Below are 23,242 nucleotides of genomic sequence, written 5' to 3' on the forward strand. Positions count from 1 at the left end.
CCGCGCAGTCAGCTCGCACATAGAATGCTGATCGGACGATAGTGGTTGAGTCCTCCACGTGCCCCCAAGCTTCCGGATGGAAAGGCTCCTCCTGCTTGATGTCGATATCAAGCCAGCATCGGGGATCAGGAATGGTCTCTTGGGGCCACTTGCGGGTTCTACGCGCCTCTCGAAGTGCGCCTCAGTTGGTCCCGGGATCGCTCCCAGGTCATCTTGATACCGAACTTGCCCTCCCAAGCATTGGCGTCGCCATCAAAGCTGGCTTCATAGTTGGCGTTGCCATATAGGGTCGTGGCATCGCTGACCTGCATGGAAGCCCCTTGGCAGCAAACGCGTCACTATAGCGCTGGCGCGCGGCGGCTTTTATGGACCGGGCTCCCCCGCCGAGAGTTTCGAGCACACGCTGAGTTATTTGAAGAGCGTGTTCGCCTTCGTCGGAATCGTTGATCCTGAAGTCATCACTGCCGACGGCGTCAATATCAGCGCCCAGCAGCGCGCGGTATCGCTAAAGGCGGCGCAGGCCGAGATCGGTACCCTTGCGATAGCATAAGTGTTGACCTGCATCGCGAGTTCTTCGATCCCCTTCAACTCATCGAGGAGAGGCCCGCCCTCGCCCTCGAGGAAGACTCGAAAAGTGCACAACATGACCGCTTCGAGCCATGCGTGGACAGCTCCCGTTGGCAAGGGATTTCTTGCTGTGCTGCGATCCCGGTTGGCGTGGCCATGTGTTTGGCGTGTCAGTGCCCCGCTGATTAGCCGCTGGCTATAATGCCGATGTTGACATCTTCGGCCCGGCGATTCATCAAAGGTTTATGAAATCACAGGAACTACTGCTCGCGTCCGAGCTCACCTCAGGTTTTCCAAAAATCCGTTCGATCCTTGCGGATAGACTTGCGGGCACGAAACTCATGATCGTCCCCACAGCAGCTTACGGCGAAGGATGGAAGCCGGACTACGAAAGTCACTACCGCCCTTTTGAAGAAATCGGCTTTGAGGTTATTGACTATGACCTCGTCGGCAAGACGGCGGATGAGGTGAAGGCCGCTCTCGGGAAGGTCAGTGCCGTTTACATGAGCGGAGGTAACACTTTCTACCTCCTCGACCAAATGCGCAAAAGCGGCTTCTTTGATCACGTGCGCGAACGAATTAGGGAAGGACTGGTCTATATCGGCTCAAGCGCCGGCTCGATTGTCGTGACACCGGACATCGGTTACGCGGACGCCCTGGACGACCGATCAAAGGCGGAGCAAAACAACGATATTGGTCTCGACCTGGTGAATTTTTCGATCCTGCCGCACATGGATCATGCCAGCTTCAGCGCTTTGGTTCAGAAAACCTACAACGCGTTTGAAGGCAACGGGACGATGTGCCTCGGCCTCAACGATGATCAGGTCATCCACGTTGTTGGCGATTCATTCAAGGTGATTTGAGGCTAGCTAAACTGCCAAACTTTCCAACCCGGACCTGCTGTGGGCGCTGAAGGGTGGCGGCCGCACGGTCGACAAACATGACGGTAAGTTGCCGCCGTTCGGCCCCCGTACCCGCTTTTCTGTGCGGTGTTCGAGTGACGCGATGGCCGCAAGGACCTTGCGACGCGCGCCGAGGGGGAGGCCTAACTCTTTCAAGTCCTGGTCATCGAGATGCCGGAGCGCGTCGCAGTCGACTTCATTGAGGGTAAACGCCTCGACGTATCTGTCCAATCCCCAGCTTGCCCAGCCATGAGGCGATGTCCGACATGAGCACTACCTCGCTATGTATCAGAGCCTATGGCCGTCGAATGACGTAGCCATAATAATTGCTCGCACCGAAGAAGACACCGTTAGCAGAGTCATTCTGCAGGCCTTCGGCCCAGGCGTTGGCCTCTTCGTCGGTCATGACCCCGGCTTTGGGTAGCAGTCGGCGGAAGGATTCGATGGCTGGTGCCCAAAAATCGGCTTTGCCAACTTCGGCGAGTATGTAGGGAAACGTGGCGACAAGCTGCAACTCGGCCGCCTCAACAAGGCGGGGCATCTGCCGCATCACCCGTGGGCTGGTTACCACGCCGCTGACGACTGCATTATCATAGGCTTGTCCTTTGGCTGGATCGGCATGTCCGAACGTCATGGATGCGTAATCACCGTCGAACACACCGATCATACCGCCGGGTCGAACGAGCCGCGCCGCTTCCTTCAGAACAAGTATCGGGTCGTCGACGTGGCTGAGCAAAGTGTGTGCCACAAGAGCATCAAAGGAACCGTCGGCGAGTTCGAGCTTGCGGCTGTCGCCCGCGCGAAATTCCGTGCGGTCGCCCAACCCTTCATCTTCTGCCAGCTTGCTGGCTGCCCTTGCCAAAGCTTCACTGAGATCAATCCCGAGCACCCTCCCTGCAAACCGTGGGCGGCGAGCGATGGCCCGAGCGGCGACACCAGTGCCGCACCCAAGGTCAAGGACGGATTTTGCCATGTCTATCTCCATGGCACCAAGGTAATCGCGTAGCATTCCATCGAAGAGAGGATGCTTGCCACGCGTCTCCAACCGCGTGACGATCACCTGCAACAGAGTGTCGTCGAGTTTGTCGGTGACGGCATAGGGATCACTGGGCTTCATGACATCCTCCAAATCAACTCCACCTGCAAACGCCTTCGCTATTTCGCGGGCAATCCCGCCTTGGCGAGATCGGCAAGATAGGTCGAGAGAAGCGGTTCGACGTGTTGCGGTTGCTTCGTTGTAGGCCAAACTGCTTCCTTCTCGACGGTCCAGCCCGGTTTGGCTTCGAGAAGCTTTGCAATGCTGGCGCGGGCCTCGTCCAGCTTGCCGAGGCGCGCGTACGCCGCTGCCAAATAGAGGTTCAACGGTGCTTTCATTTTTTGGAGCGTGGCCACGGAATCTGCGGGACGGTCAGCGAAATAATAGGCCATGGCTAAATATCCAAAATACCAGTCCATAGGGCTGGCATCGCGCCGGATCGATTCTTCCAGCCATTCAATCGCCAGGTCGTATTTCCCGGCGCTGATTAAATAGGATGCAAGGTCCGCACGGGCAAAAGCATCATAGGGGACAAGCTTGGCTGCCGCTTGAGCCTCGACCACCGAGCGCTCGAAATCGGCGTCGTGCAACTGGTATACGGGGGCCATCATCCAATGGCTCAACAAGGTCTCGAGCCGCGATTTGTGTGGTATGGCCGCTGCTTCGGTACCCATCTTCCACGCCATCTCCGTATCGGGCCAGGGTTCATCGGTCCAGTCGTTGTATAGATTCTGCATGTATGAAGCTGCTATTTTCGTCCGTAACAGCGCGGAGTCGGGAAACTTCGCCAATCCCTCCTGCCAGATTGCCCTTGCCTTTTCATTGCCTTCTTTGGTGAAGCGAAAGAAAAACTGGTGGCCGCGCAGATAATAATCGTATTCCTCCAGACTGGGGGCCGATTTGCTCCACGCATCGGTCTCTTCCTTTTTCCGGATCTCTCCCTTCATCCCCGCGACTGTGGCATAAATCCTGTTGGCCACGTCATCTTGCAGAGCGGCCACATCGCTGCCTTCTTCGTCGTAGCGGTCCGCCCACACGTGTTCTCCCGTCGATGCGTCCACGAGTTGGGCGGTGACGCGGACATTGCCGCCCGCTTTTCTGACACTTCCTTCGATGACGTAGCTGACTTTAAGGTCTTCCCCGACCTGCTGCACCTTCACTGGCTTGTCGTAGACGGAACTCGAGGTGCGGGAGACGACGCGCAGACCGGGATAGGACGACAGCATCGTGATGATGTCCTCGGCAATGCCTGAGCCTAGATAGTCCTGGGCCGGATCACCGCTCATGTTGGCGAAGGGCAAGACCGCGATGGAGGATTCGCGCGCGTGCGCTTCCTCAGGCTGCAGAGCATACCAGGCACCGCCCCCGGCGATCAGTAGGGCGAGGAGGCCGCTGACCGCGACGGTGGCCCAATATTTCCCCGGTTTGCCCGCATGCCTCGACACTAACGGAATGCCGTCGAACTTGACCCGGAAAGTTTGTATCGGCTCGGCGATATTCTTGACCTTCTGCTCGCCCATTGCCTCGAAGCCGAACGAGAGTTTCTTCTCCACCTCGCGGGCCACCTTGGCCGACACGCAGATGCCGCCGGGGTCGGCCAGCTGTTCCAGCCGCGCGGCGATGTTGACACCGTCGCCGTAGCAGTCGTCTCCTTCAACGATGACCTCGCCGAGATTGATGCCGATACGCACCTGAATGCGTTGGTCTTCGGGTACGTTGACATTGCGTTCCGCCAGCCCCCGCTGCAGGCTCACCGCGCATTCGACCGCGTCGACGACGCTGCCGAATTCTGCCAACAATCCGTCGCCCATAAGCTTGAAGATACGGCCATGATGGCGGGCGATCTCGGGTTCGAACAGTTCCTTTCGTCCCGACCGCAAACGCTCGAAGGTGCCCTGTTCGTCCTGCTCCATCAAAGTGGAATAGCCAACGACATCTGCGGCAAGAATGGCAGCAAGCTTCCGGTCCATGACCGTCCCCTCATGGGTCGCATATGCTTTCACGGACCATATCACAAATTGCGATACGCGTTGAGAAAAAGGAGTTCTGCGGGACCGACGAGCAGGTTCCCCCAAGGCTGGTGCCCTGCAAATGTCATCGCTGCCATTGCGGTCATCCAAGCGGTAACACAGACCACGCAGGCATGGTATCTCACTTCACAACAGAGAATTCGAATCTGTCCCATTGAGTGATGAACAGGTACTCGTTCTTTTGTGCCGAAGTGCCACCAGGATTGCGGAAAACGACACCGCAAGTTCGCCACCGTGACGGGTAAAAGAAACAGAGAAAATCTCCCTCTACCCAACTCTGGCCCGTGTCGGACCAATCACCGACAAAGACCCGCGTTGTTCCATCGTCGGCGGTAACCCGCCGATATGCGTCGCCTGACAGATTGCGTCCATGGGCCTCGTGACCGAAGAGCAATGTCCTGATCGCAGCTCCGTCAAGACGGTTCGGCGACTTTGCGTCGAATCCGAATGATAATTCCGGGACACCCGCCTTGCGCAGACCAACCAGCACCCGTTCGAGATCGGCATAGTGCTTGAACGGGAATTCGCCCGCCACAATCAGCCCCGTGTACTCGTGCTCATCCACTTTGATGAGATAGGCTTTGATCCTTTCCCGTGCCTTGGCGGCATCATCGCTTTGCTCAAGTTGTCCGTAAGTGGAAACGAGTAACATGAGGCCAAGGTAATTGGACCAAAAGTCCCAATAGGTAGTTTCCTTCGACTCCGGCTCGATTTTCTCAAGTGTGGCCGCCGCCTCCTTGAAGCGGTCCATCGAGAAATAGGCGAGCCCGGCAAGGAAATATCGCGTGCGTGACCATTTGGGATCGACACGTGCGGCGGCATCAAGGTAGCCGAGACCGTCCGCCGCCCTGCCATTATAAATCATCGCATTACTCAGCCACTCATAGTTCTCAGGGTCGCTGGCGTCGAGCGCTATGGCCCGTTCCGCCGCGACGATCGCCTCATCCGATCTTTGCTGCATGTTCAGCTTTGCTGTAAGGATCCTGTAGTACGCCGCAGAAGGGTTCTTCGCAGCCTCTGTAAAATAAGTATTTGCCTTGTTGCGAGCTTCTTCAATTGAAAGCCCCAACTCTTTCGACCGTACTTCGGTCCACTGTGCTTCCCTGTACATCCAGGCGAGCGCCGTCGCTGCAACGCCGAATTTCGGATCGAGCGCCAGAGCCTGCTCGTAGTGCTTTATGGCCTCCACCCAATCCTCGGGCTTTCCCTGAGTACAAGTTCGCGGCCGCGCAGGTAAGCTTCGTAAGCTGCGGTGTTGCTGGTTCCCCCAGCGATTTTGGCGGATTGCTGGCCCGAAACCAATCGCAGTTTCAGAGCCGTCGCGATTTCGCTGACCATTTTGTCCTGCAGCGCGAAAACCTCGTTCCACGCCCCGTCAAAGCGCTCAGCCCAAATATGTCCATTGGTGGTTGCATCGATAAGTTGTGCGTTGATCCGCATCTCATCGCCGATCCGCCGAATGCTTCCTTCAAGCAGGTAGCGTACTTTGAGTTCAGCTGCGATTTGAACTGGCTGCATAGATTTATCTTTGTAAGTGAAGGCGGCGTTGCGGGAGATGACGAAAAGACCGGGAAGACGCGCTAGTTCCGTGGTCAAGTCCTCGGTGAGGCCATCGGCGAGATAACCTTGTTCTGCAACATTGCCCAGATTATCGAAGGGCAGCACGACCAACGAGGGTCTGGTGTCGCTAGACACGTTTTGCGAGTTGGTTGGCTCATGCAACAAGCGGTTTGTGAGCCACCCGGCTCCAGCGCCACCTAAAACCACCAGCAGGACTGCGGTCATCGCCGTAAGGCTCCATCGACTCTGGTATCGCCTTGTCCTGGCGGTCGCCCCCTTGGCTTTCGGATCGAGCACGGCACGGTAGACGCGAACTGGCTCCGCAATCCCTTTGACCTTTTGCTCGCCAAGGAAAGCGTAGCCAAGGGATGCTATCTTCGATTTTACATGATCATAGGTCGTGCCGGAGAGTGCGATACCGCCTGGTGCCGCCAAGCTCTGCATCCGGTCGGCGATGTTGACCCCCTCGCCGTGGATGTCATCTCCTTCGACGATGATATCGCCAAGGTTGATGCCAATCCGAAAAAACAGGTGTTCTCCAGGCAATGCAGTGGCGTTTCGCTTCGCTTTATCCTGCTGGATATCCACTGCACAGCGCAGCGCATCGACCACGCTGAGAAATTCGGCCAATATGCCGTCACCCATCGTTTTGACCAGCCGGCCGTGGTGTTCCGCAATCTTCGGCTCGAAGATTTGTTGGAAATCGGTCTGGAAGCGGGCACGCGTACTCTCTTCGTCGATTTCGCTTAAACGGCTGTAACCAACGACGTCGGCGATCAGGACGGCTGCAAGATGGCGCTCCATGCCCTGTCTCTCCTGGAATGCCATGCACTCCAGTTGGTATCCTACCGCAGGTGACCTGCGGATGCTATTGCGGCAATGCCTCGAATGACTGCTCCCATCCGCATTGGCAATGCCGAACGCGACATGCGGGACAAGACTGACCCTAGATTGCTGTCACGCCATTTCGACGCGATTTCTGCCGCCACTCTTGGCGCGATAGAGCGCCCGATCCGCTGCCTTCATGACAGCATCCATGTCATGAAAGCGATCGCTCAGACTTGCCACACCAGCACTGATCGTCACGCCCAAGCTTTGGTCCCCGGATTCAAATTGCGTTTGCTCGATATGGCTCCGGACGCTTTCAGCAAGCTCTATCGCCGCCGATTGTGGCGTGTTGGTCAAGAGCAGAACAATTTCCTCGCCGCCATAGCGTACGACGACATCGGTGATGCGGACGTTCTTGCGGATAATCGTTGCCACCTCCGCCAATACCGTATCGCCGGCATCATGGCCCCAGCGATCATTGATGGCCTTGAAGTGGTCGATATCGATCATCACCAGGGAGCATTGATGTGATTTCGACCTGTTGTCATTCATGGCGCGCAGTGCGGCCCGATCAAAGGCACGGCGATTTTGCAGCTTCGTCAGTGGATCAACGCTGGCCTCGTGTTCGAGTGCCCGCATGATGCGCTGCCGTGATTTTTCCCGTTCGAGAAATTCGCTTAGAAGAATGACGCCCGCAATATTGGCAATGATGACCGTGACCAGCGGAATACCGACCAACGTCATCATAATCTCGTGCGGCAGCAGGATGATGGCGGCCAAGGAAGTCGACGCAGCAATGCCGATCAACAGCGATCTGGCAGGGCCAATCTTCAGCTTTCGGACCGGGATCCGCGTGCAGGCAAAGCCGATAAGAGCGGTCGCAACCATTCCAATCACTCCCGACAGCGAACCGATGCCACCAATCCAGATGCGATAGGCGGTCATGGCCGCCAACGCGATGAGCGTTCCGATCGGCCCACCATAGGGATAGGCCAGCGCCAATAAAGCCGTCCTGCCGTCGTAAATGACGCCGGGTTCGAATCTTATCGGATCGTTCATGGAGATAATCCCGCCGAGGGCAAACAAAAAGCCGACAGCGGCTCCTTTGGTCAATCCTCCGGAAAACTTGCGAATGACCCAGGAATACCCGAGCACAACCAGCGCCGTCAGGCCAAGCGTGCGGATAATTCCAGTCAGCAGTTCGCTTGGATCCATTTGGTTACCTCTGATTACCCAACCGGACCCCTAGCAGCTTCTGCTTAGGATTGCATGAAAGAAGGCTTCGCCAATGTGGTCTGGCACTCCGCAGCCTGCCTGAGGGGATGAAAAGCCCTCGCAACGGGGGGTACGAGGACTTTTCGGTGTGGGCTTCCAACAGAAAGCACGGTCAGGATGCCAGTGAGTTCAAATACGCGCAATAAAATAAGACATGTGGTTCGCTCTTTAAGCGCCCTCGGACCGTCTATACAATGCCAGGCCGACAGACCCTACCCCTCCGTCTGAAACATTTACGGTCTCGGGCAGACCTGTTTAGAGTGAATGGCCTCGGCCAACGACACCAGCCTTTCAGGGAACATCTCTCGTCGACCTGGAGTCCAATCTTATCTGGCCCGCCCTCTCGAAATGAGCGCGAAGCTGAACTACCTTTGGTGTTATGTGCAATGACTATGAGCAGCATATCCGTTGGGCCGAATACTGCGACATGATGCGCAGGCTCGAGCTAGCCATTCCTGCGCATCAGAGCGAGCTCGACCTTCCGCAGGCCGATGATATCAGGGTCAACGATATGGCTCCGGTGATACGCGCTGCCGGAGACTATATCGAACTTTCGCCGATGAATTTCAGTTTCCCACCGACCGGACGTGGTGGACCCGTGTTCAATTTTCGATCGGAGGGACGACGCTTTGCCGACAGCAAACGTTGCCTCATCCCGGCAAGCGCATTCTTCGAATTCACGGGCAAGAAATATCCTAAAGCGAAGCATCGGTTTGCTTTGAAGGATTCGCCCTTTCTGGCGATCGCGAGCATCTGGCGCGAGGGACAAGGCAACCATCCCGCTGCCTTTGCGATGCTGATAACGAGGCCGGGACTGGACGTGGAACCGTTTCACAATCGCCAAGTGGTTGTGCTTCGCCCTGAAAACTGGGCGGCCTGGATTTACTTGACGAAGTCCGAAACAGCATTGCTGCAGCCGCTGCCGGAGGGCTCGCTGACTGTGAAGACAGTGCGGGCAGGAACTGACTGACTCTGACCAACGCGCCCTGCCCGACTTTCGACCTTTCATGCGCCGATCAGTCTGACCCTGATGTACAAGACGGATGGCGTCATGGTTGATAGAAACGAAGCGTTCAAATCGTATAACAAGGCCAAAATGAACTTGGCGTTTTTTCACGCTGGACGCCTCTCGCTGAGTTCCGAGGCGCTGGCTGCGTTTAATACGCTGCCAGACAATAGAACCCAGTGTCAGAAAAGGCATTGATCCGTCTATCGGGCCGCAGGTTGTCGTCAGTTAAAGGTGTGTACGCTGAGTTTCAGGCCGCCGTCAGCCTGTTTCTCAAAAACATGCGTTGCCACTCCACCCCAGGGCTGGTCAGCGCCTTTGGTGTCTTTGCCTTTGGCCGACCATTTCGCCGCGCCGACCACCATGTTGCCATCGCCCTGCGTCTCGATCAGCTCAAGCTTGTGACCAGTCACGCCCATGCCGAAGAGTCCGCCAAAGAACTTCTCAACCCCGGCAGGCCCCTTGATCACGTCATGCGTGGCAGGCAAGAACATGGCATCGTCGGTGTAAAACGCCGCAATCGCTTTGGCATCTGCCTTGTTGAAGGCTGCGTCCCAGGCAGCGTAGGCCGCCTTCACATCGGCGTCCGGATCAGCCTTGGCCGGCGTCCACGCAAAGAGGCAAAGGCACGTCACGATGAAGATTGAAGTCAGCAGTCTAACCATGTCATCCTCCCAATAATTCCAGCGGCAAAAATGCCACTCGAACGATACGCCGCAGCGGTGAATACACATCCATTTTGGCGTTGAAATGGACGGAAGTTGCAAAGCGCCACAACAAGCTCTCAGCCGACCGTAATGGCGCCTCGACGCCCGCCGTGCGGATTCACTGAACTTCGAGGCTGACCACCGCGTTTTCGAGTGTTTTACAGACGAACGTGGCACCGCCCGTGACCTTGCCCTCGACCTTCACCCGATTACCCTTTCTGTTGAAGGTCATAGCCGGGGCGGCGGATGCGGGCCTGAGGTTTTGTTTCGCAAGCGCGGCAGTACACGCGGCAAGAGTGCGTTTTTTCTCAGAGCTCGCCTGCGCGCTGGTGACCAGCAAAACGGCTGCAAAGGGCACCGCGGCGATCAGATACGTTTTCATAGATCCCCCTACCCTCTAGACTTTAAATGAACTAGCATCCGGCTGTGCCAGAACCAGCGGTGTTTGAGCAAGGAGGGCGGTTGGCTCCGCTTGCACCAGAGTCCCCGTGATTGCCATTCTTCCCGCCACCGCTTCCTCCTTTCCCACTTCCACCTTTCCCCCCGCCACCCTTTCCGCCTCCACCATTGCCCCCGCCGCCTTTTCCGCCTCCCCCTCCACCATTGCCTCCCCCGCCGCCACCACCGCCACCGCCTCCACCGCCACCGCCTCCACCGCCTCTAGCGGCAGTCATGGTGACGCCTGCTGCATAAAGCAGCCCGGCGCTGAACGCGGATAGGAATACACGACGTGAAACAGACATTGCCCATCTCCATAAAAAGAATTCTTGGTGACCGCAAATAGAATAACGGTTTGGTTATACATTGATCTTAACTATAAGTAGAAGTATATTTGGAAACTAGTTACAGTATGAAGAATTAAAGTCCGCGGCTGTAAACCCTGCGGAGAGGATCGAGTGTCGCTTCCTCCACGAACCATTCCGAACAGAATATATACAAGCCTTGGCAGGCCAAATCTTCACCCAAATGGGTGATGCCACGCACAATAATCGTTCTACATTGGAGCCGTGCTGCGCGGGTCGGACGGGAACCGACCGCCAGCAGGGGGACAAATGTCATGCTCGCGATCCGGTTTGGACGGTGGGTTTTGTTGGAGAGCTCTGCAAAATCAAGCTGCTTTCTACTGACCTTCTTGTTGACCATGGGAGGTCTTGCCGCATCTGCCTATGCCGAAGGGAAGTTCGAACAGTCGAGTTGCTGGTTCGACCTGCCGCGAGATCGCGATCTAAAATGCGGGTACCTGACCGTCCCCGAGAATCGCAGCAAGACAAGCAGTCGACCGATCAAGCTGCCAGTGGTCATTTTCGAGCCTGATCGAACGCGGCACGAGCCGATTGTTTACCTGACCGGGGGTCCTGGTCAAATGGCCATGATCGACAACGAAGAAGACATTGCCCAGTGGTTGAGTTTCATCGACAACGGCCCATGGTTGCGCGGCAGACGGCTCGTTGTGGTGGATCAGCGGGGTGTCGGCCGCGCGGAACCTTCATTGGATTGCTCAGCGCATTACACACCGTCGGTATGGAGCGAGGTCGTCTCCAAGGTCGATGAAGTGGTTGAGTTCGATTTGGCGCAGAAACGCGACGTTGCGGCGTGCCGCGATGCCTTGTTAAACAAGGGTATCGACCTAACGGCCTACAACACAATCGAAAACGCGGCCGACATCCACGATTTGCGCATCGCGCTTGGCATCGAAAAATGGGTGTTGTACGGCATTTCCTACGGAACGAAACTCGTCCTGCAGGTGCTGGAAGATCATCCCGAAGACGTAATCGCTGTGGTCCTCGATTCAACGCTTCCCCCTGATGTGGGATATGTTGATCAGGGTTCCAACAATCTCGACAGCGCATTAAAAACGCTCGAAAAGGATTGCAGCAAGCACCCCGGCTGTTCCAAAAATTTTCCAAATCTGATGACGATGATCGGCGGGATAGTGCGGCAACTCAATGCCCAGCCTGTGCTGCTTCGGCTAGGGCAAGTCGAAGGATCGGCCCGCTTCATGCGGGTGTCGGGAGACGATTTCCTTGAGCTGTTGTTCGACGGGTTCTACCAACGGGGTGCGATCGAAGTGCTGCCGCAGTTGATCAAGGATACAAACGAGCAGGATTACAGGATGCTCGTCGAAATACTTGGTGACGATCTGTCCGGGGACGATAAATCCGATTTTGCGGATGGGATGCATCTTTCCATCGTGTGCAATGACAGCGTTTCTCCCTCTGCGCCATCGGCACAATTCCCGCTCTTCGACCACTGGGCAGCGGACAACATTTATACGTGGGCGTGCCCGCTCTGGCCGTCGGCAAAACCCGTTAAAACTCACAAATCGCTCAAGGCAAATCAGGTTCCGGTCCTGCTGTTGTCCGGAGAGTATGACCCGGCGACGCCCTCAAAATGGGCGAAATATGTCGCAGGGAATACCGGAAGCAGCCAGCTTGTGGTATTCCGTGGCATAGGTCACGATGTAGTCGACACAACACCTTGCGGCGGGGAGGTAGTTTCAGATTTTTTGAACAACCCAAAAGCTCCAATCACGACACCCTGTCTAGCCGAGATGGAAGGACCAAATTTTTTGGCTCCTGAGGAAGATTCGTCGCCGGCGTTGGAAGCTTCGGCCGTCTCCCCCTTGCCACGGAAGCACTTGGTGTCGGGTCCGTAATTTCTCCGCGAGCATAATACCTTCATATATCCGTGAGACCTGGGCCGGACGTCTGCCTGCACGGCGGCGAGCGAGCCTTGCGATTGGCCCTTCAGCATTGGACTTGCGACCAAACACGGGGTTGGTCGCATGTTCGATTGGCACGAGCTGTAATCGTATTGACTAGGCTCCCTCGACCTTGGAGGACTCGAAGTTTCCGGTCCGCTCATATAAACTCGGGACTGGGGGAAGGAGATGGGTACAGCTTTTGATCTCGAGGCGGTTGGCCATGCCATAATTGCAGCAGCGACCGATCCTGCGCGCTGGGATGCCGCAATGGATGTGGTCGCGACCGCTACTGATAGCTTTGGCTCGATGCTGTTCGACGCCAAGCGGCCGTTGCCGTGCCTGCCGCGCAGTCGCGAGATGGGTCCATCATTCGAGGCATACGTCAGCGATGGCTGGATCGACCGGGATGATAGGTACAACTTTATCCCTCTAATGAAACGCAGAGGGGCGGTCAGCGATCTTGATGTTCTCTCTTCCGAGGAAATTGACAGGCATCCGTATTATCAGGAATTTCTCGCACCTTTTGGTCTTCGGTGGTTTGCGGGTGTGAAGATTGCGGCAGGCGATGACCTCTGGTGCCTGTCCATCCAGCGATCCATCCAGCAAGGCCCCTTTTCGCCTTCCGAGTTGCAAAGTCTTGCCGGCCTCTCCAGACAGTTGGGCTCTGCTGCAGCGCTCGCAAAAATGCTGAGCTTCGCGCGTGCAGAAGGTGCGCTGGATGCTTTCAGTAAAAGCGGTACGCCTGCAGTCATGCTTGACAGCAACGCTGCCGTCATCATGGCGAATGAGCCTGCAGAAAGGATGTTCGGCCGAGACCTTCTCGTTACGGGGCGTCAGTTGGCATGCATCGACAGGGAAGCCACCAACACCCTCAGGCGGGCGTTGCATGCTCTGTTACGACATCCGAACCCGCCAGCAATGTTAAGCCCCATACCGTTGCCGCGCCTTCAGGGCAGACCTTTGCTGGCTTACCCTTCTCGTCTGCAGACAAGTGCCACGAATGCGTTCACATCATGCCAGGTTGTAGTCGTGTTTATCGATCCGGACATCTATCCCAAACCGCCAGAGATTGCTTTGCAGAACTGTTTCGGCCTGACACCTGCAGAGGCGAAATTGGCGCGCCTGGTTTCATCCGGCGAGGAGTTGAGAACAGTTGCGGATCAGTTGGGAGTCACCTACGAAACTGCCAGAACCCAGTTGAAAACGGTCTTTGCCAAAACAAACACCCATCGGCAGGCGGAATTGGGCGCGTTGCTTGCGAGAATGGCCGGCCACCCCGCTACGTTGACGGTTGCGGGTAGTACGTTCGAAGCCAACCATTCTTAAAGGTATTGTCTGTCGTACGACGGTAAATGTCCATTCTATTTTGGGAAAGATGTCGCCGAGCGAGGCCCTCCGTAAACTTTGATCTCGTCGATTGCAACTGTAACCCTCGAACCGGCCCTGTTGGAAGAAAGTTTGCTCGCCGAAGCACGACAAGAAAGGCGGGACCAAGATCCCGCCTTTAACTGCCAGTATTCGGCTTTAACTGCTTAACCTGCGCTCAACTGATCGGCGGACATTTTGCCCGACTTGTTATCACGCACCAACTCGTAGCTAATCTTCTGTCCGTCGTTCAGACTGCGCATTCCGGCGCGCTCGACGGCAGAAATATGGACGAATACATCAGCGCCGCCGTCATCGGGCTGGATAAAACCGAAACCCTTGGTTGCATTGAACCATTTCACAGTACCTGTTGCCACGATGAATCCTCCCGATAGCAAATTGAAAGTATCTTTATCGTTCGAGGCATCCTGTATCAAGCCCTAGGGCCGGATAGGTCGATCTTGCGATCCCATCTCTACTTGAATTCGCGTGCTCTCTTGTTCGTTGTATGGAGACAACACTGGTAGCCATTGACACGCTGGCCTTCGTAATCAGAACAACAAGAGAGCATGGTTCGAAGTCGTCAAACCCCGGAGACGCCCGCGGTAGCCGGTGTATGCATTCAAACTTGACTAACATGCTAGGCATGATGTCAACCGGATTTGACCAAGGCTTCCTGGATGTGGCTCTATCAGTATTTCCGACAGATCATCCGGGCAGCGGTATTTCAGCAGATCGGCGACGAACGCCATCCGCGGTATGAAGCTTCTGTCTCAAGACACCCGGAGTTCGCTCCCCGGCCGGTTGCTGTGTTCGCACTATTGGCGGCGCTGGCGTTTTGCTCGAGCGAGGACGCACCACACCCGGTCTCGTCGCTCCTGACGAGGCAGTTGATCTCAAATGACCACGGGCTGCGGCAGGTCGGATTCCACCGACCAACTTGTGCGGGAATGTGGCTCTTCGTTTCTAGAATAATTTTCGGGAACGCTTTCTGCTCTCACGCATCTAACGGTCGTCAATAAAAACAATGCCTTTCAGCACGGCAAGGAGGATATCATGTATGCGCAAACAAAGGCCATCGGGCCGGTCGTGGTACCGGGTGTTTCGATTTCCCTCACACGAAGAAACCTGGTCGCAGGGCTGGCGCTGATCGCCGGCGCGGCGACCGCATTGGTAGCCGCCGACAATGCGGACGCGGAGACCAAGCAGTCCGTGACTGAGAAAAGTCTTTACGAACGGCTAGGTGGGGTCTTTGCCATTGCAGCGGTGGTTGACCACTTCAGCGAAGCGGTCGTGAAGAACCCCATCGTCGGCAAGAAATCCAAGAATCCGCAGTTGCGAAAATGGCACACCAAGAACTTGGAACGGTTGCCCGGTCTTAAATTCATGCGTACACTATGGGTCTGCGACATTTCGGGTGGACCCTTCAAGTTCTCCGCCACCAAGCCCGGCACGACACCGCTCGGCCTTGAGGAGGCACATCGGGACCTCCGGATCTCCCCCTCAGAATTCGATGAGGTCGCAGCGGAGCTCGGAAGGACCTTGGACTACTTCAAGATACCCAAGCGCGAGAAGACCGAAGTCCTGTCAGCCTTCGCCGCCCACAAGAACGAAGTCACCGCCGGCTATAAGCGCAGCTGAAGGCTCTTGGTTTGCAAGAGCACGATCCGGCGTCCGTTGTAACTCGCAGCTTTGCCGTAGGCATTTTGTTGGCTCGAAATAGTTGCCGCAAGTCGGATTTCGTAGCGACGAACTTCGGCTATGCGCCCGACGAGACGACCACGTCTGCACTCCGCATGGAAACACCGGTTGCGCGTAGATACTGACTTCGGTCCCACATGAAAGGATTTTTCTAGTTCCTTGGAATGTTTGCCTACCGCTATTGGTCTTGCGTGAGTTTCTCACCTGGTTCGAGGAACCTTCCGCGAACCATTTTTCCCTCGACCTCTATGGTTTTATAGCCAGTGGGGGATGCTGGAGCCGGTGCACCCTTCGCCGCAATACATACTGCATTGGTGGTTCTTTGAAATCCGTCCCGACCCGATGAAATAGCCGGGATCAAGCTCGTGAGAGTTGCAGCCTCCGGGGCGCCCATCCACACTCGTCGTATACCGAGTTTCTTAGAGAATTGACCGCCAAATTGCTGTCGATGGAATTACTAACAGGTGAGGTCGTGCATGACGATGAAGAGACGAAAGCTGCGGCAGTTAGAATGTAGCAAGCTAATCTCATTTCAGCATTCCTTGATCGGTCGTCGTTGATTGCTCTCGTAACGATCACTTTCGCAAATGAATTTCGACCGCGCCTCTGCTACGATGAAGAACCCGCAAAGCATGACAAGAATCATTGCTACGCCCGCAGGAGCGGCTGGATCGTGAGCGGCAAACTGCTGCACCGACTATTCAAACGCCCGGCGCAACGTCGAGTTCGAAGAGCTCGCAGAGCAGCCCTAAGATGCGCCAACGGCCGTCGCAGCGAGGCTATGGCCCCGCGATCATTCGCGCAGGCCAAGGGACCGATTTGCCTTCGCCTTGAGTTCCGCTGACGGATAACGCGAAAGTTCCACTCTGTTCACCCAGGAGCCAACGCTGTTGACGGAAAGCGGACATTGTTAAACGACGGCCATTGGGTTGAAACAGAGGCTGGCAGCAATACGAATTGCAGATACACTCGTTTGAGACCAACGGGTCTAATGCCAGATGGCTCAATGAGGTGACTGGGGAGAAGATAATGAGACGGCGATGGGCGCTTATTGCCTCCTTTTGTGTTTTAAGCGGAGGTTCTTTTGCCCAGCAGTTTCCCGTGGCCGTCGATCTGGAATTGGTGATTGCCGTTGATGTCTCTTATTCGATGGATATCGAGGAACAGAGGGTTCAAAGAGAAGGTTATGTGAATGCCTTTCGAAGCCCGGAAGTCGTCAGAGCCGTGCTCAGCGGACCGTGGGGAAAGACCGCAATGACGTACGTCGAGTGGGGTGGCTCGGCGCTTCAGGTGGTGCCGTGGACTCTGATTGACGGTCCGGAGTCCGCTGCCCAATTCGCCGAGGAGCTGCGCCGGCAGCCGATAAGACGGATATCCTTTACATCGATCTCGAACGCGCTGGCGTTCGCGCGAGAGCTTATCCGAACCAATCGATTTCGGGCGAGCCGACACGTAATCGATGTTTCGGGCGACGGGCCCAACAATGCCGGTGCGCCGGTGCCGGTTGCCCGCAATGCGGCGATCGCGGATGGAATCACCGTCGATGGTCTCCCGATCATGTTGACGACCGGACCGGATTCGGCAGCGATCCATGACCTTGATGCGTACTACGAGGCATGTGTCATCGGGGGATACGGGGCATTTTTAGTGAAGGTGTCAGACATCAGTCAATTTGCCGAGGCAATTCGTAACAAGCTCGCTATCGAGATCGCGGGGTTCAAGCTAAGCGAAGTTCAGGAGCGCCGACTGGCCGCCGCATCCGTGCAATACACACAACCCTACAATTGCCTGGTCGGCGAAGAGTCTCAGGAGCGCGCCATTGGAAAGTGATTGCCGATAAGCTGCTGATTGTCAGCCGATAGGAACTGCAACAAACACCAAGAATCGAAGCAGCGAGTTCTCCAAACTGGCGCCCTTTCAAGCTCATCTGGGAACCTTTCTGCTGAAATAGCATCTAACATGTGGGTGAGGAGATTGGTGATGCCCGCAATTTCGATAAATAAAAGTACCGTATCCGATCACTCAGGCGATCTTGATCTCGCGCGGCGTGCCCTGACCCGCGATGCTGATGCGTTTCGTACGATCATGCAAACCCATAACCTCCGACTTTACCGGATTGCCCGCGGCGTCGTGCGCAATGACGGTGAAGCTGAGGATGTCGTCCAGGAGGCCTACTTAAACGCGTTTGCTCATCTCGATACATTCCGCGGCGATGCCTCACTCGCTACGTGGCTTTCCCGCATCGTGATCAATGAAGCGCGTGGGCGCTTGCGCAGGCAGCAACGGGCATCTGTCGTTGCGGCGACGTTTGTGCGGGACGCTCAAATTATTCAGTTTCCGTTGAGCAAAAACGACAATCCGGAGCAGGCGATGGCGCAACGACAGATACTGCAGCTCATTGAGCGGGCCATCGACAAATTGCCCAATCTGTACCGGATCGTCTTCGTCGCTCGGGTGATTGAGGGTCTGAGTATCGAGGAGACAGCTAATCTGCTTGCTATCCGGCCCGAAACTGTGAAGACACGGCTTCACCGTGCCAGGCACCTTGTGCGTCAACAACTGGACGCGCAGATCGGTCCGGTCTTGCTTGATGCGTTCCCGTTTGCCGGTCGGCGCTGCGAGCGACTGACCGCTACAATCATGGAGCGGATCGGCTTTCCAGAACAGCCTGTTGCTTAACAATTCTTAGAGGGCAGTCATCAGTTGCCAGGCAGCAGTTTAGGATCAACCAGCAAGATTTTGTCGCCGGGTTTCATGCCAAAAACCAACTCAAATTTCTCCGGTCCCAGTAGTATTGCTGCTTGGTCGATCAAATGCTGATTTCGCATATTAAGGGTATCCGCATCAGGCGGTTGAAAACCCGGAAGCGGTTGAGCAGCAAAGCTTTGAACTTCCGCTTTCAATGACAAAAGCTTGTTGAGCAGTTCGGGTTCATCAGAGAGAATCTCCCGCGCATGTGCTTCAAAATCGTCGGGCAACCCGGTCATTTTCTGTGCTCCGCCAGTTGCTCTGGGAGGTGACACTCCCGCACCGGAGCAACTTCTGATCTTAGCTGCCCACGCAGCTTGCTGAAGCCCGTATGTACCGTAGACGAAGGTGCTGGCCAAATAGCCACGAGCTTTGCTTACGGTGAATGGGCGGATGGATGATTTGGTTGCATACAAAACTTGATTGGCTAATTGATGGCAAACGCCATCGACGCCATAGGTGAATATTGTCCCGCGCGCGGCAGCGTCTACTCGGGAATCTGCGTTTGGCTTAACCAGGCATTTCGCTAAGGAAAGGCTGCCACGCTTGCTTCCTAACGCGCCGGTTGAATTTCCCGGCGTCTGGCCTTTGGCGTGGTATCCTCCCCAACAGAACCAATAGAACTTCCGAGCCGCCACAACCGCCTTCGCGTCCTTGTATGAAAACTGCTGGTTATCAAAAGTGGTCACCCAAGTATGGTCTACCGGCGAACCGCTGGTGAACGCCGGAACAGCCCAGGCGTAGAACGTCACTGAATTTGCCATTTCCCCCTCCATCACGCCGAGCGCGTGTCGGGAGCAAAATGCGCCCGGAGATGAGATTGGGCAAGTCAAGTGGATCACACATGGGGCCGCAGTGCCAGCCATTTCGAAGCGCAGGACGCGCAATCCTACTGCAATGTCCTGGATGGTAAGAGCCGGTGCCGCCCGTATTGTTTCGCTGACAGGCGAAGTGCGTCCAGTGCCTGATTTGCAGGTAGCACGACCGGCTTGCGTATTTCCTTCGCCAGCGCCCAGAAAGCTTCCTTATCGTAACGGATAATGCAGCGCTTGCTCAGTTCATCCTTCCATTTATTCCTGAGAATGGTGGCGGTGCTGGGTCGATTAGCAAAACCCAAGGACGGAATCAGCTGGTGTGCTCAATATGGCGTAGCACTGCCAAGCTGTTTCGATCCACACTCCGCGCATTTCAGCCTTGGCGCCGGCTCCTTGTGCATGGCGCTGTGGTTTCTGCCGAGCTTCCGCGCCAGTTCCTGAAGGTTAATCTTCCGCGAGTGATTGCATCCACGTCGGTGACAAAATGCCCAAAGCGTATAATTCAGACGATCTGCGCAGTGAATAATCCGTTGGCGACATTGGTGGGCGAACAGTCTATTATCGCCCGAGGATCAAATGGGCGCTCGTATCGAAGCCGTACCGGGTTCGGATCGGATCCACCCTTTGTCATGATCGACCTGCCCAATCTCGAAGACGCGCAAAAGCTTGCGCAAGCTATCGTCAACACCATTCCCGAACCCTTTCTCGTGCTTGACGATAAAATTCGCGTCCTTGCCGCAAGCCGGTCCTTCTACGAAAAATTCAAGGTCGATCCCGAACAAACACGCGCTCGTTTGCTTTATTCGCTGGGGGACGGCCAGTGGAACATCCCTGCCCTACGCATTCTTCTGGAAACCATCATACCCGAAAAGACCGCCATGGACGGCTTCGAGGTAGAGCATGATTTCCCCAATCTCGGCCACAGGACCATGCTGCTGAACGCGCGAAAAGTGCTTTATGACGACAGCAGCCTTTCAACGATCCTTCTGGCATTTTCCGATGTCACGGACCGGCGCATGATCGAGCGGGAAAAGGCAAATCTCCTCCAGCAGACGGAAGAGCTTCTGCGCCAGAAAGATACGCTACTACAGGAAATGCAACATCGTGTTGCCAATAGCCTGCAGATTATTGCCAGCATTTTGCTTTTGAAGGCACGCGCCATCACGTCGGAGGAAACACGGCTGCATCTGCAGGACGCGCATCAGCGTGTGATGTCGGTGGCAGAGGTGCAGCGACACTTGCATACGTCGATAAGTGTCGACCAGATTGAAGTCGGCTCTTACCTGTCCAAGCTCTGCGCCAGTCTGGCCGCCTCGATGACCGGCGAGAACAATCCGGTCGCCATCAACGTCCTTGCGGACAAGGAGTGGATCGGCTCGGACAAGGCTGTCAGCGTCGGGCTGATCGTCACCGAACTGGTGATCAATGCCATCAAATACGCATTTCCGCTGCTCAAGGCAGAAGATGCGATTTTTGTTACCTATGAAGTCGACAAGACCGACTGGAAGTTGATCGTCTCCGACAATGGCATCGGCAAAAACACCGTTACCACCAGCGAAACCGCCGGCGGACTGGGGACCGCCATCGTTCAGGCATTGGTCAGGCAACTTGATGCGAAGATGGATGTTGCCAGCAGTGCAAAAGGCACAAGCGTGTCGATCACGCGGGCGACCTTCACCTCGCGACTACCAAAGGCGGCATGACCACCGCCGCCGGCACGTGCCGTCTGGTGGACAAGTAGCGTTCCCCATAGATCTAACGGCGCGCAATGGAATCGGAAGGCAATGGATGCCAGGTTCGAGGCTGCAGAATTCCAAACCCAGCAGAGGCTGGGCTGAAGGGATTGTTCCAGGATGCAATGGGACCAAAATGGACGTAGAGTAACGGAAATATTACTATCGCCCGCCAATTGTTGACCTATTGTTTGGCTGGTCTGACCAATAAAGGCTCGGCCATCTCTCTTCCTCTTCCCCTATATTTATCGATCATCTCTTTTGCGGCGATCGGAAATTTGCAACGACCACATTGTCGCTACCGCTGCAATTGGCTTCCTCTTGTGTCATGAGGTCAAAAGACTTGTAGGTAAATGCTCGCTTGGCTGCGCTTTCCCGAGCAATTCGCTTTGTCTGTATAAGCCGTATCGCGTCACGCAATGCCTGCAAGCTCTCCACGTCAAGGTGCGCGTCAACCGCCATCGGATAAGGCTCGGCACTCAAAACTGCGTCACTCAATTCGCTCAAGGCGACGATGAAAGTTTCCCGCTCAATATCGGACAATGCTTCATTGTGTTGCAGTCTCGATATCTCGCGAGCCAAGGTATCGTGAAATTTTATCGCATCCCAATTCAACGTCGTTCCTCTCACTCCGCTTCTTTGTTCATGCTTGTGACATACGCTGGCGCCCACGCACAAGAGGGACAAGGATTGTCTTGGTCCAGCCGGACCGGAGGTGGACCAAGAGTTGATACCCTGTATTCTTGAGATAGCTGAAAGCCCGCCGGTTTCCAGCAACGGTCTGATTTAGAAGAGATTCTTTTCATATCAGCCCTTCAACATCCCACCGCCGATTTGCGTCCCGGCCGGTCGGCTCCGGCAAGAATCGCTTATGAATCCCGCCCTAAGGTAACGAACGCTTCGATAATGGCCGCAGCCCTCGGCAAGGATTTTCCCCATCGTACTGCGGACGAAATTCAACAAAAAATACAAAGCGTATGGCGAGTCCGGGGAATGCTTTGTTTCGGTGAATAAAGTATCGAAACTTCGCACATCGGAGGGTTCCGCTGTCCCTGCGCCCGGCAGAGGCGGAACCAAGTCTGATTTTAATTGTTCCTGAACACCGGGGTTCCAGACCGGACGCATGATCCATAGAAGTTTGTGACCCGCGGATTGGCGGTGGACCTGGGCCACCGCGTCTTGCAAACGGCTTCAGCATGACCCTCAGGTTCGACATCAGACGTGAGACGACGGATAAGTGGACAGTCTATGACGTGTTTACCGAGAAACCGGCCTCGGTTGACGGCTTCGACGCCATTCTGCTGGAGGCTGCCGAGGCCAGGCGTATCAGAGACGAGCTGAATGCTTTGGAGATGAAACGCAGGGGCAGCCCGAACGCCATACGCTGACAAGGTAGCTCTTGCTCGTCTCCTTCCCTGACTGGATGCTCGAAAACACCAGGACACCTGGGACGGTGCGGAGCTCACGTGAGCAACTCGCCATATCGCGCGGCTTGGCAGCGTTGACGAAGGGGACGGGTGTCACGGTAAACTCCATCCTTCCCGGCCCTACCCGATCGGAAGGCATCGTCGACTTCCTGAAGAGCGTCGCCAGCGACCCGTCTTTGCCGCCCGAGGAGATGGAGGCCGAATTCTTTCGCAACGAACGTTCCACGTCATTGCTGCAACGCATGATCGAACCCGAAGAAATCGCCGATCTGGTGGCCTATGTGGCAAGCCCGCTGTCGGCGGCGACCAACGGAGCAGCGCTGCGTGTCGAGGGCGGCATTACACCGACAATCGCATAGGAGGTCATGATGCCCAACCCATCTGGTGAGACCGGAACGGCCAGGCTCATCAAGACGCCAACGGGTTATCTCATGGTATTGCTTCAAGGGGACAACATGTTCGTCGAACTTGAGGCTTTGATGCAGAACGAACAGATCCCTTCGGCGAGCTTCTCGGCCTTTGGATTCGCAAGGCTTGCCACATTCGGCTTTTTCGATTTCGTCAAGAAACAATACGATCCAGGATCGTTCGAGAACGTCGAGATGGCAAGCGTTATCGGAACGCTGGCTTGGAAAGATGGCAAACCTTCAGTTCATGCGCACGGGGTCGATTGCGATCATAGGTTCGCGTCCGTTGCCGGCCATCTTCTGGCATTGGAGGTTGGAACCGGGATCACCATTATAGTGCATGCACAAAAACTTGAGCGTAGACTAGACCTCATGATCGGAGCGAATCTACTTATAATTCAATAGTATATTTGAGAACGTTGCGGTGGCAG

Annotated in this window: 24 protein-coding genes and 1 pseudogene; 12 read left to right on the forward strand and 13 right to left on the reverse strand. The window is 55.7% G+C overall.

What is annotated here, in order from left to right; all coding sequences use genetic code 11:
• Nucleotides 1-158: 158 nt before the first annotated feature.
• Nucleotides 159-311 (reverse strand): hypothetical protein, encoded by a 153-nt coding sequence (locus tag C7476_RS28370; protein WP_181872590.1) that lies wholly within the window; start codon nucleotides 309-311, stop codon nucleotides 159-161.
• 35 nt (nucleotides 312-346) lie between these two features.
• Between C7476_RS28370 and C7476_RS24530 the strand changes: the two genes are divergently transcribed.
• Nucleotides 347-550, forward strand: coding sequence for an NAD(P)H-dependent oxidoreductase (locus tag C7476_RS24530; protein WP_245426554.1), 204 nt, complete (start codon nucleotides 347-349; stop codon nucleotides 548-550).
• Nucleotides 551-812: 262 nt separating this feature from the next.
• Nucleotides 813-1,430, forward strand: coding sequence for a Type 1 glutamine amidotransferase-like domain-containing protein (locus tag C7476_RS24535; protein ID WP_114432561.1), 618 nt, complete (start codon nucleotides 813-815; stop codon nucleotides 1,428-1,430).
• A 6-nt stretch (nucleotides 1,431-1,436) separates the two neighbouring features.
• Here C7476_RS24535 and C7476_RS24540 read toward each other — a convergent pair whose 3' ends face one another.
• The 6 genes from C7476_RS24540 to C7476_RS24565 form a co-directional block, all read right to left on the reverse strand.
• A complete protein-coding gene (locus C7476_RS24540) occupies nucleotides 1,437-1,700 on the reverse strand; it encodes an SAM domain-containing protein (RefSeq protein WP_114432562.1) in 264 nt (87 codons plus the stop codon).
• 64 nt (nucleotides 1,701-1,764) lie between these two features.
• Nucleotides 1,765-2,586, reverse strand: coding sequence for a methyltransferase domain-containing protein (locus C7476_RS24545; RefSeq protein ID WP_114432563.1), 822 nt, complete (start codon nucleotides 2,584-2,586; stop codon nucleotides 1,765-1,767).
• Nucleotides 2,587-2,624: 38 nt separating this feature from the next.
• On the reverse strand, nucleotides 2,625-4,475 hold the full coding sequence (locus C7476_RS24550) for an adenylate/guanylate cyclase domain-containing protein (protein WP_114432564.1): 1,851 nt from the start codon (nucleotides 4,473-4,475) through the stop codon (nucleotides 2,625-2,627).
• 181 nt (nucleotides 4,476-4,656) lie between these two features.
• A complete protein-coding gene (locus C7476_RS28905) occupies nucleotides 4,657-5,724 on the reverse strand; it encodes a tetratricopeptide repeat protein (protein ID WP_245426546.1) in 1,068 nt (355 codons plus the stop codon).
• The gene (locus tag C7476_RS28910) at nucleotides 5,712-6,899 is read right to left on the reverse strand and encodes an adenylate/guanylate cyclase domain-containing protein (RefSeq protein WP_114432565.1); all 1,188 of its coding nucleotides are present in this window, start codon (nucleotides 6,897-6,899) and stop codon (nucleotides 5,712-5,714) included. Before C7476_RS28910 ends, C7476_RS28905 begins: the two co-directional genes overlap by 13 nt.
• Before the next feature lie 153 nt (nucleotides 6,900-7,052).
• Complete coding sequence (locus C7476_RS24565; RefSeq protein WP_114432566.1) at nucleotides 7,053-8,138, reverse strand: GGDEF domain-containing protein; 1,086 nt, start codon at nucleotides 8,136-8,138, stop codon at nucleotides 7,053-7,055.
• A gap of 439 nt (nucleotides 8,139-8,577) precedes the next feature.
• Here C7476_RS24565 and C7476_RS24570 point away from each other — a divergent pair, with 439 nt between their 5' ends.
• Nucleotides 8,578-9,168: an SOS response-associated peptidase family protein gene (locus tag C7476_RS24570; RefSeq protein WP_114432567.1), complete on the forward strand. Its 591-nt coding sequence runs from the start codon at nucleotides 8,578-8,580 to the stop codon at nucleotides 9,166-9,168.
• Between the two features lie 260 nt (nucleotides 9,169-9,428).
• Here C7476_RS24570 and C7476_RS24575 read toward each other — a convergent pair whose 3' ends face one another.
• The 4 genes from C7476_RS24575 to C7476_RS28565 all read right to left on the reverse strand — a co-directional run bounded on the left by C7476_RS24575 (nucleotide 9,429) and on the right by C7476_RS28565 (nucleotide 11,054).
• Nucleotides 9,429-9,869 carry a YybH family protein gene (locus C7476_RS24575; protein WP_114432568.1) on the reverse strand — a complete coding sequence of 147 codons (441 nt, stop codon included), beginning with the start codon at nucleotides 9,867-9,869 and terminating at the stop codon, nucleotides 9,429-9,431.
• Between the two features lie 160 nt (nucleotides 9,870-10,029).
• Entirely contained in the window at nucleotides 10,030-10,293 is a 264-nt protein-coding gene (locus C7476_RS24580) for a hypothetical protein (RefSeq protein WP_114432569.1), read from the reverse strand.
• 31 nt (nucleotides 10,294-10,324) lie between these two features.
• A complete protein-coding gene (locus tag C7476_RS28560; protein WP_210207814.1) occupies nucleotides 10,325-10,654 on the reverse strand; it encodes a hypothetical protein in 330 nt (109 codons plus the stop codon).
• A gap of 115 nt (nucleotides 10,655-10,769) precedes the next feature.
• A complete protein-coding gene (locus C7476_RS28565; RefSeq protein ID WP_210207815.1) occupies nucleotides 10,770-11,054 on the reverse strand; it encodes a hypothetical protein in 285 nt (94 codons plus the stop codon).
• On the opposite strand from C7476_RS28565, the gene C7476_RS24590 reads away from it, so the two are divergent.
• Both C7476_RS24590 and C7476_RS24595 read left to right on the forward strand, forming a co-directional pair.
• Nucleotides 11,053-12,567 (forward strand): alpha/beta hydrolase, encoded by a 1,515-nt coding sequence (locus C7476_RS24590; RefSeq protein WP_245426556.1) that lies wholly within the window; start codon nucleotides 11,053-11,055, stop codon nucleotides 12,565-12,567. The genes C7476_RS28565 and C7476_RS24590 overlap by 2 nt on opposite strands.
• Nucleotides 12,568-12,801: 234 nt before the next feature.
• On the forward strand, nucleotides 12,802-13,941 hold the full coding sequence (locus C7476_RS24595; protein ID WP_114432571.1) for a helix-turn-helix transcriptional regulator: 1,140 nt from the start codon (nucleotides 12,802-12,804) through the stop codon (nucleotides 13,939-13,941).
• 206 nt (nucleotides 13,942-14,147) lie between these two features.
• On the opposite strand, the gene C7476_RS24600 is transcribed toward C7476_RS24595, so the two are convergent.
• Nucleotides 14,148-14,357, reverse strand: coding sequence for a cold-shock protein (locus tag C7476_RS24600; RefSeq protein WP_181872593.1), 210 nt, complete (start codon nucleotides 14,355-14,357; stop codon nucleotides 14,148-14,150).
• A gap of 679 nt (nucleotides 14,358-15,036) precedes the next feature.
• Between C7476_RS24600 and C7476_RS24605 the strand changes: the two genes are divergently transcribed.
• The 3 genes from C7476_RS24605 to C7476_RS24615 all read left to right on the forward strand — a co-directional run bounded on the left by C7476_RS24605 (nucleotide 15,037) and on the right by C7476_RS24615 (nucleotide 18,360).
• The gene (locus C7476_RS24605) at nucleotides 15,037-15,621 is read left to right on the forward strand and encodes a globin domain-containing protein (protein ID WP_114432572.1); all 585 of its coding nucleotides are present in this window, start codon (nucleotides 15,037-15,039) and stop codon (nucleotides 15,619-15,621) included.
• 1,089 nt (nucleotides 15,622-16,710) lie between these two features.
• Nucleotides 16,711-17,511, forward strand: coding sequence for a DUF1194 domain-containing protein (locus C7476_RS24610; protein WP_114432573.1), 801 nt, complete (start codon nucleotides 16,711-16,713; stop codon nucleotides 17,509-17,511).
• A 150-nt stretch (nucleotides 17,512-17,661) separates the two neighbouring features.
• Nucleotides 17,662-18,360 (forward strand): RNA polymerase sigma factor, encoded by a 699-nt coding sequence (locus tag C7476_RS24615; RefSeq protein WP_114432574.1) that lies wholly within the window; start codon nucleotides 17,662-17,664, stop codon nucleotides 18,358-18,360.
• Nucleotides 18,361-18,380: 20 nt separating this feature from the next.
• Here C7476_RS24615 and C7476_RS24620 read toward each other — a convergent pair whose 3' ends face one another.
• Entirely contained in the window at nucleotides 18,381-19,193 is an 813-nt protein-coding gene (locus C7476_RS24620; protein WP_114432575.1) for a hypothetical protein, read from the reverse strand.
• A gap of 680 nt (nucleotides 19,194-19,873) precedes the next feature.
• Here C7476_RS24620 and C7476_RS24625 point away from each other — a divergent pair.
• The 4 genes and pseudogenes from C7476_RS24625 to C7476_RS24645 all read left to right on the forward strand — a co-directional run bounded on the left by C7476_RS24625 (nucleotide 19,874) and on the right by C7476_RS24645 (nucleotide 23,216).
• On the forward strand, nucleotides 19,874-20,947 hold the full coding sequence (locus C7476_RS24625; protein WP_114432604.1) for a sensor histidine kinase: 1,074 nt from the start codon (nucleotides 19,874-19,876) through the stop codon (nucleotides 20,945-20,947).
• A 1,226-nt stretch (nucleotides 20,948-22,173) separates the two neighbouring features.
• Nucleotides 22,174-22,365: a hypothetical protein gene (locus tag C7476_RS24635; protein WP_114432577.1), complete on the forward strand. Its 192-nt coding sequence runs from the start codon at nucleotides 22,174-22,176 to the stop codon at nucleotides 22,363-22,365.
• Nucleotides 22,366-22,448: 83 nt separating this feature from the next.
• Nucleotides 22,449-22,763 (forward strand): annotated as a pseudogene (locus tag C7476_RS24640) (SDR family oxidoreductase); the annotation flags it as partial.
• A gap of 6 nt (nucleotides 22,764-22,769) precedes the next feature.
• Complete coding sequence (locus tag C7476_RS24645; RefSeq protein WP_114432578.1) at nucleotides 22,770-23,216, forward strand: PPC domain-containing DNA-binding protein; 447 nt, start codon at nucleotides 22,770-22,772, stop codon at nucleotides 23,214-23,216.
• The last annotated feature ends 26 nt before the right edge of the window (nucleotides 23,217-23,242 follow it).

The organism is Phyllobacterium bourgognense (assembly GCF_003337575.1).
In the GTDB taxonomy this organism is placed as follows: Bacteria; Pseudomonadota; Alphaproteobacteria; order Rhizobiales; family Rhizobiaceae; genus Phyllobacterium; species Phyllobacterium bourgognense.